The sequence below is a fragment of the Acidovorax sp. LjRoot129 genome (assembly GCF_964253765.1).
In the GTDB taxonomy this organism is placed as follows: domain Bacteria; phylum Pseudomonadota; class Gammaproteobacteria; order Burkholderiales; family Burkholderiaceae_C; genus Acidovorax.
Genome location: NZ_CAXUSE020000001.1, coordinates 88,893 through 101,669 on the forward strand (window position 1 = coordinate 88,893; position 12,777 = coordinate 101,669).

Consider the following 12,777-nt stretch of genomic DNA (forward strand, 5'->3'; position numbering starts at 1 on the left):
GTGGGCGGGGATGCCTCAGGCCACCACCGGCTTTTCAGGAATCGGCGCGCGCATGCCCGCGTTGATCAGGTTCCAGGCGTTGATCACGCCGATGGCAAAGCCCAGCTCGGCGATCTCGGTGTCGTTGAACTGGGCCTTGAGCAGCGCGAATTCCTCATCGCTCGCGTCGCTGTGGGGCGTGGCGGTGATGACTTCGGCCCAGCGGAAGGCGGCGCGTTCGCGGTCGCTGAAAAAGGGGGCCTCGCGCCAGCCGGCGACGGCGTTCAGGTGGCGCGGCTCCATGCCGTCCTTAACCAGGTACGACCAGTGCATGTCCATGCAGTAGGCGCAGCCGTTGATCTGCGAGACGCGCAGGAAAACCAGTTCGGCCAGGCGGGCGCCGATGGTGCCTTTCTTGATCGTCTCCGAAAGGTTCACCAGACCCATGAAGGCCTTGTTGGCGAGCTGGTGGTAGGGGACGCGGGCGGTGTGCTGGGACATGACAAATTCCTTGGTGGTGAAGGGACTGAAGAGATGAAAGGCAGAACAGCATCGAAGCGGACATCGCTTTGTTCGATGGCTCGTTCGTTGTTGCCTTCCATATCTATCAAGACGCGTCGGATACGCGGGCTGTGACAGCCCGCTCCAATTTTTTGTCCCTCAATTCAGCGTGAGCGGGATGCCCGCCAGCTTGTCCGGGTTGCGCACGGCATAGATGGCGACGATGCGCTCGCCATCGGTCACCACCGCCTGGGCCGATTCGAGGCGGCCGTCCAGATAGCGCAGCAGGCCCGGCTCGCCGTTGATCTGCACGATGCGGTAGACCGCCTTGTCGGCCAAGCGCCGCCACAGCGCCCAATACAGGTTGGCGATGCGAAAGGCGCCCAGCAGCGGACGCGGGAAGGACTGCACCTTGCCGCCGCCGTCGCCGATCAGCATCGCGTCTTCGGACAGCAGCGCCTGGATGGCCTGGCGTTCGCCGCTGTGGGCAGCGGCCACAAAACGCGCGAGCAGCTGGTGGTGCATGGGCTGGGGCACGTCAAACCGGGTGCGCGCCTGCTGCACGCGTTCGCTTGCCCGGTGCACCATCTGCCGGCAGGCGGCTTCGCTTTTGCCGAGCTGAGCCGCCACTTCGGGGTAGTCGTAGTCAAACACCTGGCGCAGTAAAAATGCCGCGCGTTCCTCCGGGCCCAGGCGCTCGAGCACGTACAAAAAGGCGACCGACAGCTCGCCCGCCAACTCCGCTGCGGCTTCGGGCGTGCGTTCGTCCAGCGACTCCACCAGCGGCTCGGGCAGCCACCAGCCGACATAGGCCTCGCGCTCGGCTTTCAGTGCGCGCAGCCGGTCGATGGACAGGCGCGTGACCACGGTGACCAGCCAGGCCTCGGCCGACTGCAGGGTGCTCGCATCGGTGCGGCTCCAGCGCAGCCAGGCGTCCTGCAGCACGTCCTCGGCGTCGGCGCGTACGCCCAGCATGCGGTAAGCGATGCCAAAGAGCCGGGGGCGCAGGGTGGTGAAGGGGTCGTCGGCGGTGGGGGCGGGCAGGGTCATGGCGTCAAAGGCTGGTGTGAGGTTGTGCCAGGGGCTGGCGAGGCCAAGGAGACACGATGCACCTGTGCGGGGGCCTTAGCGTGCCTTCATTGTCTGGCGGATACCTCACAGACGGGGCCGGCGGCCGGTTTGTGACAGGGGAGGCGCACCGTGCTATTGAATTGGTAGCTATCAGGCGTTGTGGATAGAGCGGTAGCGGCAATTTTTGGCATAGGGCGACCGCTGCGCCGCTATAGTTGGCTCGCAGCCACTCACCACCAAGATCATGGGCATCCATCTGCGTATTGCGCGCCCCGTGTCGGACCTGCGATCCGCTGTCGACCGGTACAAACAAGGACTTGGCCTGAAAGAACTCGCGCACTTTGAAGACCATGAGGGCTTCGATGGAGTGATGCTCGGTTTCCCCGGCGCGGATTTTCACTTCGAATTCACCGTCTGCCGCACGCATCCAGTGGCGCCGCAGCCGACTCCCGAAGACCTGTTTGTCTTCTATGTACCCGACAGCGCTGCCTGGGCGGAACGTTGCCAAGCCCTGCGTGACGTTGGCTTTCAGGAAGTCGAGCCGTTCAATCCGTACTGGAGCCAGCAGGGCCGTACGTTCGAAGACCCGGATGGGTACCGGGTGGTCATCCAACGCGGGGCCTGGGTCACCCGCTGAGTGCTCTGAAGGCAGATGCCGAGCTGTAGGCACCGTGAAATGTGGATTTGTGAATCGCCAAGCTTGCTGATCGGTAGCGCACCACGCATGCACGCTTCGAGCTCTCCCGGTAGAAACGCGTGCAGCACCACTGTCGGTGTCTTTAAAGCGCTGGTTGCGTCAGCCACTCCAGCCGTTCCAGAAAGAGCATGGCCTGCTCGGTGCTGGTGCCACACATCTCGGCCGAGGGCATGAGACCGCCGCACACGGCCGGGCGGTCGGCCTGCCCGAAGATCATGCAGCGGTCATCGGGCCCGAGCTGAATGCAGCGCACCCCCGCCGGCTTGCCCTGCGGCATGCCCGGGATGGGGGAGCTGATGGAAGGTGCGGTGCAGCACGCACCACAGCCAGGGCGGCAATCCATGGTGTTGCTATGATTTATGTAGCTGTTGGCGCTTATGTATCAAGCGCTGGAGCCCTATTTGGCTCAAAATTTGGCATTCACGCGGCGGCGCTGTTGCCGTGCAGCCGGCCCGACGCCCAGAGCACTTGGTCCACCACCGCCCGCACGCGGTCGCGGTGGGCTGGTTGAACCAGGTTGCCGGCGTCGTCAAACGCGCTCCCGGCCGAACCCAGTGCAAAGGCCTTGGGCGCCAGCCAGCATTCCAGGTTGATGAGCAAGGGCGCCAGGTGGCTTTGCGAACGCAGGCCGCCCAGGCCGCCGGGCGACGCGCTGAGCATGCCCACCACCTTGCCGCGAAAGGGCTTGGTGCCGTCCTGCCAATCAGCGTGACCGTGGACCGGGCTGGAGGCCCAGTCGATGGTGTTCTTGAGCAGGGCGGTGTAGCTGCCGTTGTACTCGGGCGAGCAGATCACCCAGGCGGGGTGCTGCCAGAGGATGTTCTTGAGCCGGACCACGTCGGCGGGTGTGCCCTGGGCTTCCAGGTCGGCGTTGTACAGCGGGATGTCGAAGTCCGACAGCTCCAGCAGCGTGACCGCCGCACCGGCATCGCGTGCGATGTCGGCCGTGGCGTGGGCCAGCTTGCGGTTGAAGGAATGCTGGCGGGTGCTGCCCGCAAAGATGAGGAGGGAAGGGGCGGTGTGGGGCATGGTGCCAGGATTGGAGCACAGGCCCGCGGCAGGAATCCTGCAAGAACGCGCTGCTTGCGGGGGGCCGCGACGGCCCGTAGCTAGCGGATGGAGGGTGGCACCGCGCCTGCACGGTGCGTGGCGCAGCGCCACACTAATGTGGCCAGGGATGCAGCAAATGCGGCCAAGCTCAGCAGGGCACGCCACAGGTTGGCGGCGCTCCACTGGTCGCGCACCTGAGCCCAGTCAGCAGGCAAGGCCTTGGGGTCCCAGGCTTCGGTGGCGTAGTTGAGCGGCAGGTTCACCTGTTGGGTGAAGAACACGATGCCGAGCACGTAGGCAACGCCTACCAGTCCGAGCACGCGCCACCACGCGGCGCGGTGCTCGCGCCAGGCGGCCAGCAGGGCGAGGGCACACCACACCGGCGGGCCGAAGAAGAGGCTGAAAAAGAGCGCATGCCGCACGTTCTGGTTGAAGGCCGACTGCACGGTGGCGTAGGTCGCGCCGTCCATCTGCAGCATGGCAAGGTTGACGTTGGCGCTGTAGGTGCCGAAGAACCCGGCCATCAGGCCCAGCCACAACACGGCAAGGGCGTGGGGGATGAGAGCCAGCACCGAGGGCTGGGCGAGGGCTGCGGATGTGGAAGGGCGCTGCAGCGCGGGAGTGGTGAGGGATGGCATGGGCGGCTTTCCAAGAGTGGGGCGACGTGCTGTCCGCACTGTCGCCGCCCTTGCCGCGCTGCGCCTTATCCTTTGATAAGACCGAGTTCGCTGCGCACCCGTGAGAGCGTCACGTCCGTCATGCCCAGGTACGACGCAAGGTGGCGCAGGGGTATGCGCTCGGCCCACTGAGGGTGCTGGCGCATCAACTGTTCGTAGCGCTGGCGGGCGCTCAGCTGCAGAAACTCCTGCTCGCGCTGCATCTTGCCGTCGAGCAGGGCGCACAGGGTGCGGTGCTCCAGCTGCGACCATGCGGGCCAGTCCGCGGGAGGGGCGCCATCCGGTGGAATCGGCAGCGCCCACACTGTGCTGTCTTCCATCGGTTCCACGTGAAACATCACGGGTGCCTGCCGGAGCGTAGGCGTCACCGGCCAGAGTATCGACCGGTCGAGGAAGAAGTTTTTGTTGGACTCGCCGCCGTCGCGGTCCAGGTAGTACAGGCGCAGGGCGCCGCGCTCTACCCACCACAGGTGCTGCCAACGCTCACCCGCCCGGAGCAGGGGCTGGCCGCGCTGCAGCTGAAGGCACTGGGCGCTGGCCCACCACGCTTCAATCGGCGCGGGCGGCGCGCCCAGCACCTGGGTCAGGAAGAGGGTGAGGGGCGTAGAAACAGACACGGCCTGCGCAAAGTGGGAAAATCATGGGTTGCCCGCTGGGCGCCGGGCCTTGCGCCGGCGGCTTGGGCGGGGCCGCGGGGTGTTTGCCACCCGTGGAGTTTTCATTATCGGGCCCGCCGGGGCCCCGGAGTTGTCCCATGTTGTACCCCCAGGAATTTGATGTGATCGTTGTCGGCGGTGGCCATGCAGGCACCGAGGCCGCGCTGGCTGCCGCGCGGATGGGCAGCAAGACGCTCCTGCTCACGCACAACATCGAGACGCTGGGGCAGATGAGCTGCAACCCCAGCATCGGCGGCATCGGCAAGGGACACTTGGTCAAAGAGGTGGACGCGCTCGGGGGGGCCATGGCGCTGGCCACGGACGAGGGCGGCATCCAGTTCCGCATCCTCAACAGCAGCAAGGGTCCGGCCGTGCGTGCCACGCGCGCCCAGGCCGACCGCATTCTGTACAAGGCTGCCATCCGGCGCATGCTGGAGAACCAGCCCAACCTGTGGCTGTTCCAGCAGGCAGTAGACGACCTGATGGTGGAGGGCGACCGCGTGGTAGGCGCGGTCACGCAGGTGGGCATCCGCTTTCGAAGCCGCACGGTGGTGCTGACCGCCGGCACCTTCCTCGACGGCAAGATCCATGTCGGCCTGAATAACTATGCCGCGGGCCGGGCAGGGGACCCTCCCGCAGTGTCGCTGTCGGCGCGGCTCAAGGAGCTGAAGCTGCCGCAGGGCCGCCTGAAAACCGGCACCCCACCACGGCTGGACGGTCGCAGCATCGACTTCTCGAAGTGCGCGGAGCAACCCGGCGACGGCATGCCCGGCGGCGTGAACGAGGGCACGGTGCCGGTCTTCAGCTTCATGGCCCACGCGTACGGTGGTGCTGCGATGCACCCCCGCCAGATGCCCTGCTGGATCACCCATACCAATGAGCGCACGCACGAGATCATCCGCAGCGGCTTCGACCGCAGCCCCATGTTCACCGGCAAGATCGAGGGCGTGGGTCCGCGCTACTGCCCAAGCGTCGAGGACAAGATCAACCGCTTTGCCGACAAGGAAAGCCACCAGATCTTCCTGGAACCCGAAGGTCTGACGACCCACGAGTTCTACCCCAATGGCATCAGCACCAGCCTGCCGTTCGACATCCAGTACGAGCTGGTCCGCAGCATGCCGGGGCTGGAGAACGCCCACATCCTGCGCCCGGGCTATGCCATCGAATACGACTACTTTGACCCGCGCTCGCTCAAAAGCAGCTTCGAAACGCGGCAGATCCAGGGCCTGTTTTTTGCCGGCCAGATCAACGGCACCACCGGCTACGAAGAAGCCGCGGCCCAGGGTTTGTTCGCCGGCATCAACGCGGCTTTGCAATGCCGTGGCGAGGATGCCTGGCTGCCCGGCCGTGACGAAGCGTACCTGGGGGTGCTGGTCGACGACCTGATCAACAAGGGCGTGACCGAGCCCTACCGCATGTTCACCAGCCGGGCGGAATTCCGTTTGCAGCTGCGCGAGGACAACGCGGACATGCGCCTGACCGAAGCAGGGCGCCGCATGGGCTTGGTGGACGATGCGCGCTGGGAGGCTTTCAGCCGCAAGCGGGACGCTGTTTCACGTGAAACAGAACGCCTCAAGGCCACTTGGGTGAACCCACGCAACCTGCCCGCCGCGGAATCCGAGCGCGTGCTGGGCAAAAGCATTGAGCACGAATACAACCTGTTTGAACTGCTGCGCCGGCCGGATGTGAACTATGCCAACCTGATGTCCATGGATGGGGGTAAGTACGCGTCGCATGATGTTTCACGTGAAACGTTGGGCCCGTTGAGCGAGCCTGTGGTGGAGCAGGTGGAGATTGCTGCCAAGTATTCGGGCTACATCGACCGCCAAAAGGACGAGGTCGGACGCGCCGCGCATTTCGAGAAGTTACGCCTGCCCGCCGACCTGGACTACATGCAGGTCACAGCCCTGAGCTTTGAAGCCCGCCAGGTGCTCAGCCGCCACCGGCCTGAGACGTTGGGCCACGCCTCGCGCATCACGGGCATCACGCCCGCGACGATCTCGCTGCTGATGGTGTATTTGAAGAAGGGTGGGTTCAAGGAATTTGCCGTGGTGCCGACCGCACCGGGATTGCCGATCAAGGCAGAAGGCGAAGTGGCGGCATGACGACGACCATGGCTCCCAATGACACGCTGCGCGCGCAGCTCCAGGCCGGTGCCAGAGCCGTGGGGCTTGATCTGGCCGACGCGCAGATCAACCAGCTCATGGACTTCTTGGCGTTGCTGCAAAAGTGGAACAAGGTGTACAACCTGACGTCCGTGCGAGACCCGCAGGAGATGTTGACGCACCATCTGCTCGACAGCCTGGCGGCCGTGGTACCACTGCGCGGGCACGTGGCTACGCTGGCGCAGGGCGGGGCGGGCGATACCGTGCGGTTGCTGGATGTAGGCTCTGGCGGCGGCTTGCCGGGCGTGGTGTTTGCCCTGTGCTGCCCCGATGTGGACGTGAGCTGTGTGGACACCGTGGGCAAGAAGGCGGCGTTCATCCAGCAGGCGGCTGTAGCGCTCAAGCTGCGCAATCTGCATGGCCTGCACGCTCGGGTTGAGACGCTGACGACACCGTTCGACATCATCAGCTGCCGTGCCTTTGCCTCGCTGCCCGACTTTGTGACCTGGTCGCGCGGCGCGCTGGCTGACCACGGCATCTGGTTCGCGATGAAGGGCAAACACCCTGATGAAGAGATCGCGGCCCTGCCCGCCAGCGTGTCGGTGTTTCACGTGGAACAGCTGGCCGTTCCCGGCCTGGACGCCGAGCGCTGCATCATCTGGATGAAGCCTGCCTGACCGTTGAACCGGTCTGCACGGCTCCTCTGCCAAGGGGTCGCGTAAACTCGGCTCCTCACCACGGGCGCAACCTTCACCGCGCCCATCCAGCGCACCGGGAGGAATCATGTTTGGCATCGCAGACTACGGCGCTTTTGTCGCCGCCATTGTGTTGTTTCTGGCCATTCCGGGCCCTGGCAATCTGGCCTTGATCACCTCCACCAGCAAGGGCGGCATCCGCGGCGGGCTGGGCGCCACCTGCGGGGTGATCGCTGGTGACCAGGTACTGATGTGGCTGGCGGTGGCCGGTGTGGCGGCGCTGCTCAGCACCTATCCGACGGCTTTTAACGCCGTGCAGTGGCTGGGCGCCGCGTACCTGGCGTGGCTGGGTTTCAAGATGCTCACAGCCAAGCCAGGCGATGCACCGGTGCTCACCATCCACCCGCGCCACTACTTCAAGCAGGCAGCGCTTATCACCTTGCTCAACCCCAAGGCCATCGTGTTCTACATGGCGTTTTTCCCGCTGTTTGTCGACCCGGCCCGCCACCAGGGCATGCTGACCTTTGGCGTGATGGCGGCCACCGTGGCGGCGCTGACCTTTGCGTACGGCCTGATCGCCGTGCTGCTCACGCACTTTTTGGCCGAGCGCATGCGCGCCAACCCACGCATCGGCCGGGGGCTGGAGAAGCTGGCGGGCGTATTCCTCATCGGCTTTGGCATCAAGCTGGCCATCTCCAAATAAACCCTACTCACCCATATGCATACGAACGGACAAACCAGTTTTGCCGCCGGGCCGCCCCAAGGCAAAACGCGGCCCCCTCGGGGGGCAGGGAGTGACACGAAGTGCACGACCGTGGGGGCGACATTCTGATGGCCAAAATTTTTTGCGTTGCCAACCAGAAGGGTGGCGTTGGCAAGACCACCACCACCGTCAACCTGGCCGCGGGCCTGGCCAAAATCGGCCAGCGCGTGCTGATGGTGGACCTGGACCCGCAGGGCAATGCGACGATGGGCTCGGGTGTGGACAAACGCAGCCTGGAGCTCACGGTGTACGACGTGCTGCTCGAATCCGCCTCGATCAAGGAGGCGGCCGTGCTGGCCGAAAAGTGTGGCTACTGGGTGCTGGGCGCCAACCGCGAACTGGCTGGCGCCGAGGTGGAGCTGGTGGCCCTGGAACACCGCGAAAAGCGCCTGAAGGCCGCGCTGGCCGAGGTGCAGGCGGACTACGACTTCGTGCTCATCGACTGCCCGCCGTCGCTGTCCATGCTCACGCTCAACGGCCTGTGCAGCGCGCACGGTGTCATCGTGCCGATGCAGTGTGAATACTTTGCGCTCGAAGGCCTGACGGACCTGGTCAACACCATCAAGCAGGTGCACGCCAACCTCAATGCCGACCTGCAGATCATCGGGCTGCTGCGCGTGATGTTCGATCCGCGCATCACGCTGCAGCAGCAGGTGAGCGACCAGCTCAAGGGCCACTTTGGCGAGAAGGTGTTCAACACCGTGATCCCGCGCAACGTGCGCCTGGCCGAGGCTCCGAGCTATGGCCTGCCCGGCGTGGTGTTCGACCCCGCGGCCAAGGGCAGCCAGGCGTTTGTGGAGTTTGCTCAGGAGATGGTCGAGCGGGTGCAGACCATGCCTGCAGCAGCAAATTCAGTAGCCAAAATGGCTGCCAGCGCTTGATACATAAGCACTGGCAGCTATTAATTTGATAGTAATGAAGGCGTCCAATATTTTGGTGCTGCCGGGCTGGCAGAACTCAGGCCCCGGCCACTGGCAAAGCCGCTGGGAGGCCCTGCACGGCTACCACCGCGTGGAGCAGCACGATTGGATGCGCCCGCTGCGCGGCGACTGGTCGGCGCGGCTGGAGGAAACCGTGGTGGATGCCGACGGCCCCGTCGTGCTGGTGGCCCACAGCCTGGGGTGCATCCTGACCGCCTGGTGGGCCGCGCACTCATCCAACGCGCGCCGCGTGGTGGGTGCGTTGCTGGTGGCTCCGGGCGATGTGGAGCGGCCCGACTTGGCCGCACAGATCCACGGCTGGGCGCCCATTGCGCGCCAGCGCCTTCCTTTCCCGGCCGTGCTGGTGGGCAGCCGCAACGACCCGTACTGCAGCCTGGAGCGCGCCGAAGGTTTGGCCGAGGCCTGGGGTGCGCGTTTTATCGACTACGGCGAGCGCGGCCACATCAATGCCGAATCGGGCCTGGGCGACTGGGAAGAGGGGCATGGCTGGCTGCACGAACTAGCCGGTGATGCCGCATGAAGCTGCGGACCTTCTGGCGCAAGCCAGCATCGGCTGAGCCGCTCGCAGCGCCACCGCCGCGAAGGCTCGATCCCGTCTGGATCGAGGCGCCCCTCACCATGCTCTCCTGGTTCCTGCCCGGCGGGGCGGTGGTGGTGGGCGCGCTGGGGCAGTTCATGCTGGCCTTGGTTCTGTTGATGGTGGCGTTTGGTGTGTGGTTGCGCCTGTGGCGCAGCCGCAAGAAGCGTCGAGCCATGGGCCAAGCCATGGGCCGCCCCCCGCGTTGACAACCCCACTTTCCAATCCATGTCCCAAATCCAACTCGCCTCCATCGCCGCCCAACTGCCGTACGCCTGGCGCTCCACCATCGTGGGCCAGGCGGCCGGTGCCAACGTCAAGGTGCTTCGCATGGACGCCTTGGCCTACCCCGATGAAACGCACGACTTCGACGAAGCGCTGCTGGTGCTCGACGGGCAGATGAACCTTGACCTGCAAGGCCGGCGTGTGCAAGTGGCCGCAGGCGAGGTCTACATCGTGCCCGCCGGCGTGCCGCACGCGGTGGCCCAGGGCAGCCACGGCACGCTGGTCATCATCGACCGCTGAGCGGCGCTGGCCCCCTTCATTCAATTTCCCACCCGGACAACATCTCCATGGTCACCAAGAAACCCAAGGGCCTCGGCCGCGGCCTCGAAGCCCTGCTGGGCCCCAAAGTCGCTGAAAAAGTAGAGCAGGCCCAAGCCGCCGAGGCCGGCCTGCCCAACACGCTGCCGCTGAGCGAGATGGTGCCCGGCATGTACCAGCCCCGCACCCGCATGGACGAGGGCGCTTTGTACGAGCTGGCCGAGTCCATCAAGGCCCAGGGCATCATGCAGCCGATTCTGGTGCGCCGGCTGGCCGAGGGCGACAACGCTGGCAAGTACGAAATCATCGCGGGCGAGCGGCGTTTTCGCGCCGCCCGCCTGGCGGGCCTGGACACCGTGCCGGTGCTGGTGCGCGACGTGCCCAACGAGTCCGCCGCGGCGATGGCGCTCATCGAGAACATTCAGCGCGAGGACCTGAACCCGCTGGAAGAAGCCCACGGGCTGCAGCGCCTGATCCGCGAATTCGGCCTCACGCACGAGCTGGCGGCCCAGGCCGTGGGCCGCTCGCGCAGCGCTGCCAGCAACCTGCTGCGCTTGCTGAACCTGGCCGACCCGGTGCAGACGATGCTGATGGCGGGCGACATCGACATGGGCCATGCGCGTGCGCTGCTGTCGCTCGACCGGGCCGCGCAGATCACCGCCGGCAACCAGATCGCGGCCAAGAAGCTGTCGGTGCGCGAGGCCGAGGCCCTGGTCAAGAAGATCGGCGCCGAGTTCAGCCTGGTGCCGCAAAAGCCCAAGAAGGAAAAGTCGCGCGACATGAAGCGCGTGGAAGAAGAGCTTTCTGACCTGCTCATGGCCGAGGTGGAAGTGCGCGTGAAAAAACGCGTCAAGCGCCACGGGCGCTTTGAGGACATGGGCGAGCTGGCAATCCAGTTTGGCTCGCTCGAGGCGCTCAATGGGCTGATCGAGCGGCTGCGCAAGTAGGTCGCTTGTGGGCGCCACCCAGGCGGCGTGTTGCTGGGCCGATGCGTGAAATAGCGCACACAAGGAGTTTCCACACGTAACCGGCGCAGGCAAAATGCGCGGATGCCGGGCCTACACTGCGCTGCGTTCAACACCCCCGGGTTGACCGCTAGGCCCCTTCGGTACAGCCATTTTCTCCATGCTGTGCTGCGGCCCACGATGGTTTTGCCGGGTGATCGATGCATCTCCTGGAGCAGACCCACCATGACCTCTTTGCGCTTTGTCTTCACCGCTGCCGGCCTGTGCCTGGCCACACTGGCCGCACAGGCCCAGACCACCAAAACCCCCAAGGTCCAGCTGTGGATGGACGTCTCCACCGGCACCATGGCCGGCATGCCCGAGATGGACAACCTGCCCACCGGCGGCGGCATGCTCGGTGGCATGCTGGGCGGTGGCGGCAGCGCCCAGGGCATGGGTGGCAGCAACACCAGCTACGGCAATGCGCGGGCGATGGGCGTGATGCCGCCGCGCGTCATAGACATTGCTTTGCACAACACGCTGCGCCCCGGCGTGGAAGCCAGCCAGGCCATCCCTGCCGGCATGCGCATGGGCGAATCGCTGCCGCTGCTGCCGCCGCGCGCGCAGCCCGCTCAGAACGAGCCCGGCGAGATCCCCAAGGAATACCAGCAGCACCAGCCCAAGGGCCGCATCCTGATCTACTGGGGTTGCGGGAGCGCAGTGCGTGCTGGCCAGCCCCGCGTGGTCGACCTGGCGCGCGCCAAGGCCACGGACTATGCCCAGGCCTTTGCCGGCCGCGCCGTGCCCGACCGCGCGCCCCGCGTGGGCCCGGCCTATGCGCTATATCCCAACGAGCGCAACCAGGTGAACCTGTCCCGTGACAGCTCGCTGGTGGGCGAGCACCAGGTGCGCGGCGACGGTGTGCCCGCCTCCCTGAAGTTCACGCTGGGCGCGGCGCAGGATGTGATGCCCGCCATTGACCTGCGCACCACCGGCAAGCCGCAGGACAGCATGGGCACGGGCTGGCAGCCGGTTCGCAACGCGCGCGCCTACTACCTGCATGCCATGTCGCAGAACGGAGACGACCTCGTCATGTGGTCCAGCGCCGAGACGCCCGACACCGGCATGGGCCTGTTCGACTACCTGCCACCGGCCACCATCGACCGCTGGCTCAAGGACCGCGTGCTGCTGTCGCCCGAGACCACGCAATGCGCCATTCCGCAGGGCATCTTTGCCGGTGGGCGCGACGCTACGCCCATGCTGCGCATGATGGCCTACGGCGGCGAAAGCCACATCGTGCACCCGCCGCGCCCGGCCGACCCCAAGGCCGCCTGGGAGCCCGAGTGGGCCGTGCGCGTGCGCGCCAAGTCGCACACCCTGGCGATGCTGGGGCAGGACATGCCGCAGGGTGCGCGCAGCCCCATGGGCGCGCCGGCAGGGGCATCCTCTGGCGGTGCGTATTCCAGCGGCATGGGCAGCAATGCAAGTGGCCAAGCAACAAGCGATGGCGGCTCCGACGCAGCGGGCAACGTGGTCAACCCCGTCAATCTGCTGCGCGGAATCTTCGGCCGCTGAACC

At 65.9% G+C, this 12,777-nt stretch carries 16 protein-coding genes; 10 read left to right on the plus strand and 6 right to left on the minus strand.

The window, feature by feature from the left end:
* Positions 1-15 precede the first annotated feature (15 nt).
* Positions 16-480 carry a carboxymuconolactone decarboxylase family protein gene (locus ACSQ3Q_RS00415; protein WP_436132467.1) on the minus strand — a complete coding sequence of 155 codons (465 nt, stop codon included), beginning with the start codon at positions 478-480 and terminating at the stop codon, positions 16-18.
* Positions 481-639: 159 nt separating this feature from the next.
* The gene (locus ACSQ3Q_RS00420; RefSeq protein ID WP_436132468.1) at positions 640-1,530 is read right to left on the minus strand and encodes an RNA polymerase sigma-70 factor; all 891 of its coding nucleotides are present in this window, start codon (positions 1,528-1,530) and stop codon (positions 640-642) included.
* Between the two features lie 265 nt (positions 1,531-1,795).
* Here ACSQ3Q_RS00420 and ACSQ3Q_RS00425 point away from each other — a divergent pair, with 265 nt between their 5' ends.
* Positions 1,796-2,188, plus strand: coding sequence for a VOC family protein (locus tag ACSQ3Q_RS00425; RefSeq protein ID WP_436132469.1), 393 nt, complete (start codon positions 1,796-1,798; stop codon positions 2,186-2,188).
* Positions 2,189-2,330: 142 nt separating this feature from the next.
* On the opposite strand, the gene ACSQ3Q_RS00430 is transcribed toward ACSQ3Q_RS00425, so the two are convergent.
* From ACSQ3Q_RS00430 to ACSQ3Q_RS00445, 4 genes are all read right to left on the minus strand, one after another.
* Positions 2,331-2,591, minus strand: coding sequence for a YkgJ family cysteine cluster protein (locus ACSQ3Q_RS00430; protein ID WP_436132470.1), 261 nt, complete (start codon positions 2,589-2,591; stop codon positions 2,331-2,333).
* A 77-nt stretch (positions 2,592-2,668) separates the two neighbouring features.
* On the minus strand, positions 2,669-3,277 hold the full coding sequence (locus ACSQ3Q_RS00435) for an NADPH-dependent FMN reductase (protein WP_436132471.1): 609 nt from the start codon (positions 3,275-3,277) through the stop codon (positions 2,669-2,671).
* Between the two features lie 80 nt (positions 3,278-3,357).
* Positions 3,358-3,936, minus strand: a complete 579-nt coding sequence (locus ACSQ3Q_RS00440) for an anthrone oxygenase family protein (RefSeq protein ID WP_436132472.1) — start codon at positions 3,934-3,936, stop codon at positions 3,358-3,360.
* Between the two features lie 65 nt (positions 3,937-4,001).
* Complete coding sequence (locus ACSQ3Q_RS00445; protein ID WP_436132473.1) at positions 4,002-4,592, minus strand: Crp/Fnr family transcriptional regulator; 591 nt, start codon at positions 4,590-4,592, stop codon at positions 4,002-4,004.
* A 137-nt stretch (positions 4,593-4,729) separates the two neighbouring features.
* Here ACSQ3Q_RS00445 and mnmG point away from each other — a divergent pair, with 137 nt between their 5' ends.
* From mnmG to ACSQ3Q_RS00490, 9 genes are all read left to right on the plus strand, one after another.
* Positions 4,730-6,736, plus strand: a complete 2,007-nt coding sequence (gene mnmG / locus ACSQ3Q_RS00450) for a tRNA uridine-5-carboxymethylaminomethyl(34) synthesis enzyme MnmG (RefSeq protein WP_436132474.1) — start codon at positions 4,730-4,732, stop codon at positions 6,734-6,736.
* Between the two features lie 8 nt (positions 6,737-6,744).
* On the plus strand, positions 6,745-7,413 hold the full coding sequence (gene rsmG / locus ACSQ3Q_RS00455; protein ID WP_436136907.1) for a 16S rRNA (guanine(527)-N(7))-methyltransferase RsmG: 669 nt from the start codon (positions 6,745-6,747) through the stop codon (positions 7,411-7,413).
* Between the two features lie 106 nt (positions 7,414-7,519).
* Positions 7,520-8,134: a LysE family transporter gene (locus ACSQ3Q_RS00460; RefSeq protein ID WP_436132475.1), complete on the plus strand. Its 615-nt coding sequence runs from the start codon at positions 7,520-7,522 to the stop codon at positions 8,132-8,134.
* Between the two features lie 128 nt (positions 8,135-8,262).
* The gene (locus ACSQ3Q_RS00465; RefSeq protein WP_436132476.1) at positions 8,263-9,075 is read left to right on the plus strand and encodes a ParA family protein; all 813 of its coding nucleotides are present in this window, start codon (positions 8,263-8,265) and stop codon (positions 9,073-9,075) included.
* Positions 9,076-9,109: 34 nt separating this feature from the next.
* A complete protein-coding gene (locus ACSQ3Q_RS00470; RefSeq protein WP_436132477.1) occupies positions 9,110-9,655 on the plus strand; it encodes an RBBP9/YdeN family alpha/beta hydrolase in 546 nt (181 codons plus the stop codon).
* A complete protein-coding gene (locus ACSQ3Q_RS00475) occupies positions 9,652-9,921 on the plus strand; it encodes a hypothetical protein (protein ID WP_436132478.1) in 270 nt (89 codons plus the stop codon). The genes ACSQ3Q_RS00470 and ACSQ3Q_RS00475 overlap by 4 nt, the downstream gene beginning before the upstream one ends.
* Positions 9,922-9,940: 19 nt before the next feature.
* On the plus strand, positions 9,941-10,237 hold the full coding sequence (locus tag ACSQ3Q_RS00480) for a cupin domain-containing protein (RefSeq protein WP_436132479.1): 297 nt from the start codon (positions 9,941-9,943) through the stop codon (positions 10,235-10,237).
* Positions 10,238-10,284: 47 nt separating this feature from the next.
* On the plus strand, positions 10,285-11,202 hold the full coding sequence (locus ACSQ3Q_RS00485) for a ParB/RepB/Spo0J family partition protein (protein ID WP_436132480.1): 918 nt from the start codon (positions 10,285-10,287) through the stop codon (positions 11,200-11,202).
* 243 nt (positions 11,203-11,445) lie between these two features.
* A complete protein-coding gene (locus tag ACSQ3Q_RS00490; protein ID WP_436132481.1) occupies positions 11,446-12,774 on the plus strand; it encodes a hypothetical protein in 1,329 nt (442 codons plus the stop codon).
* Positions 12,775-12,777 lie beyond the last annotated feature (3 nt).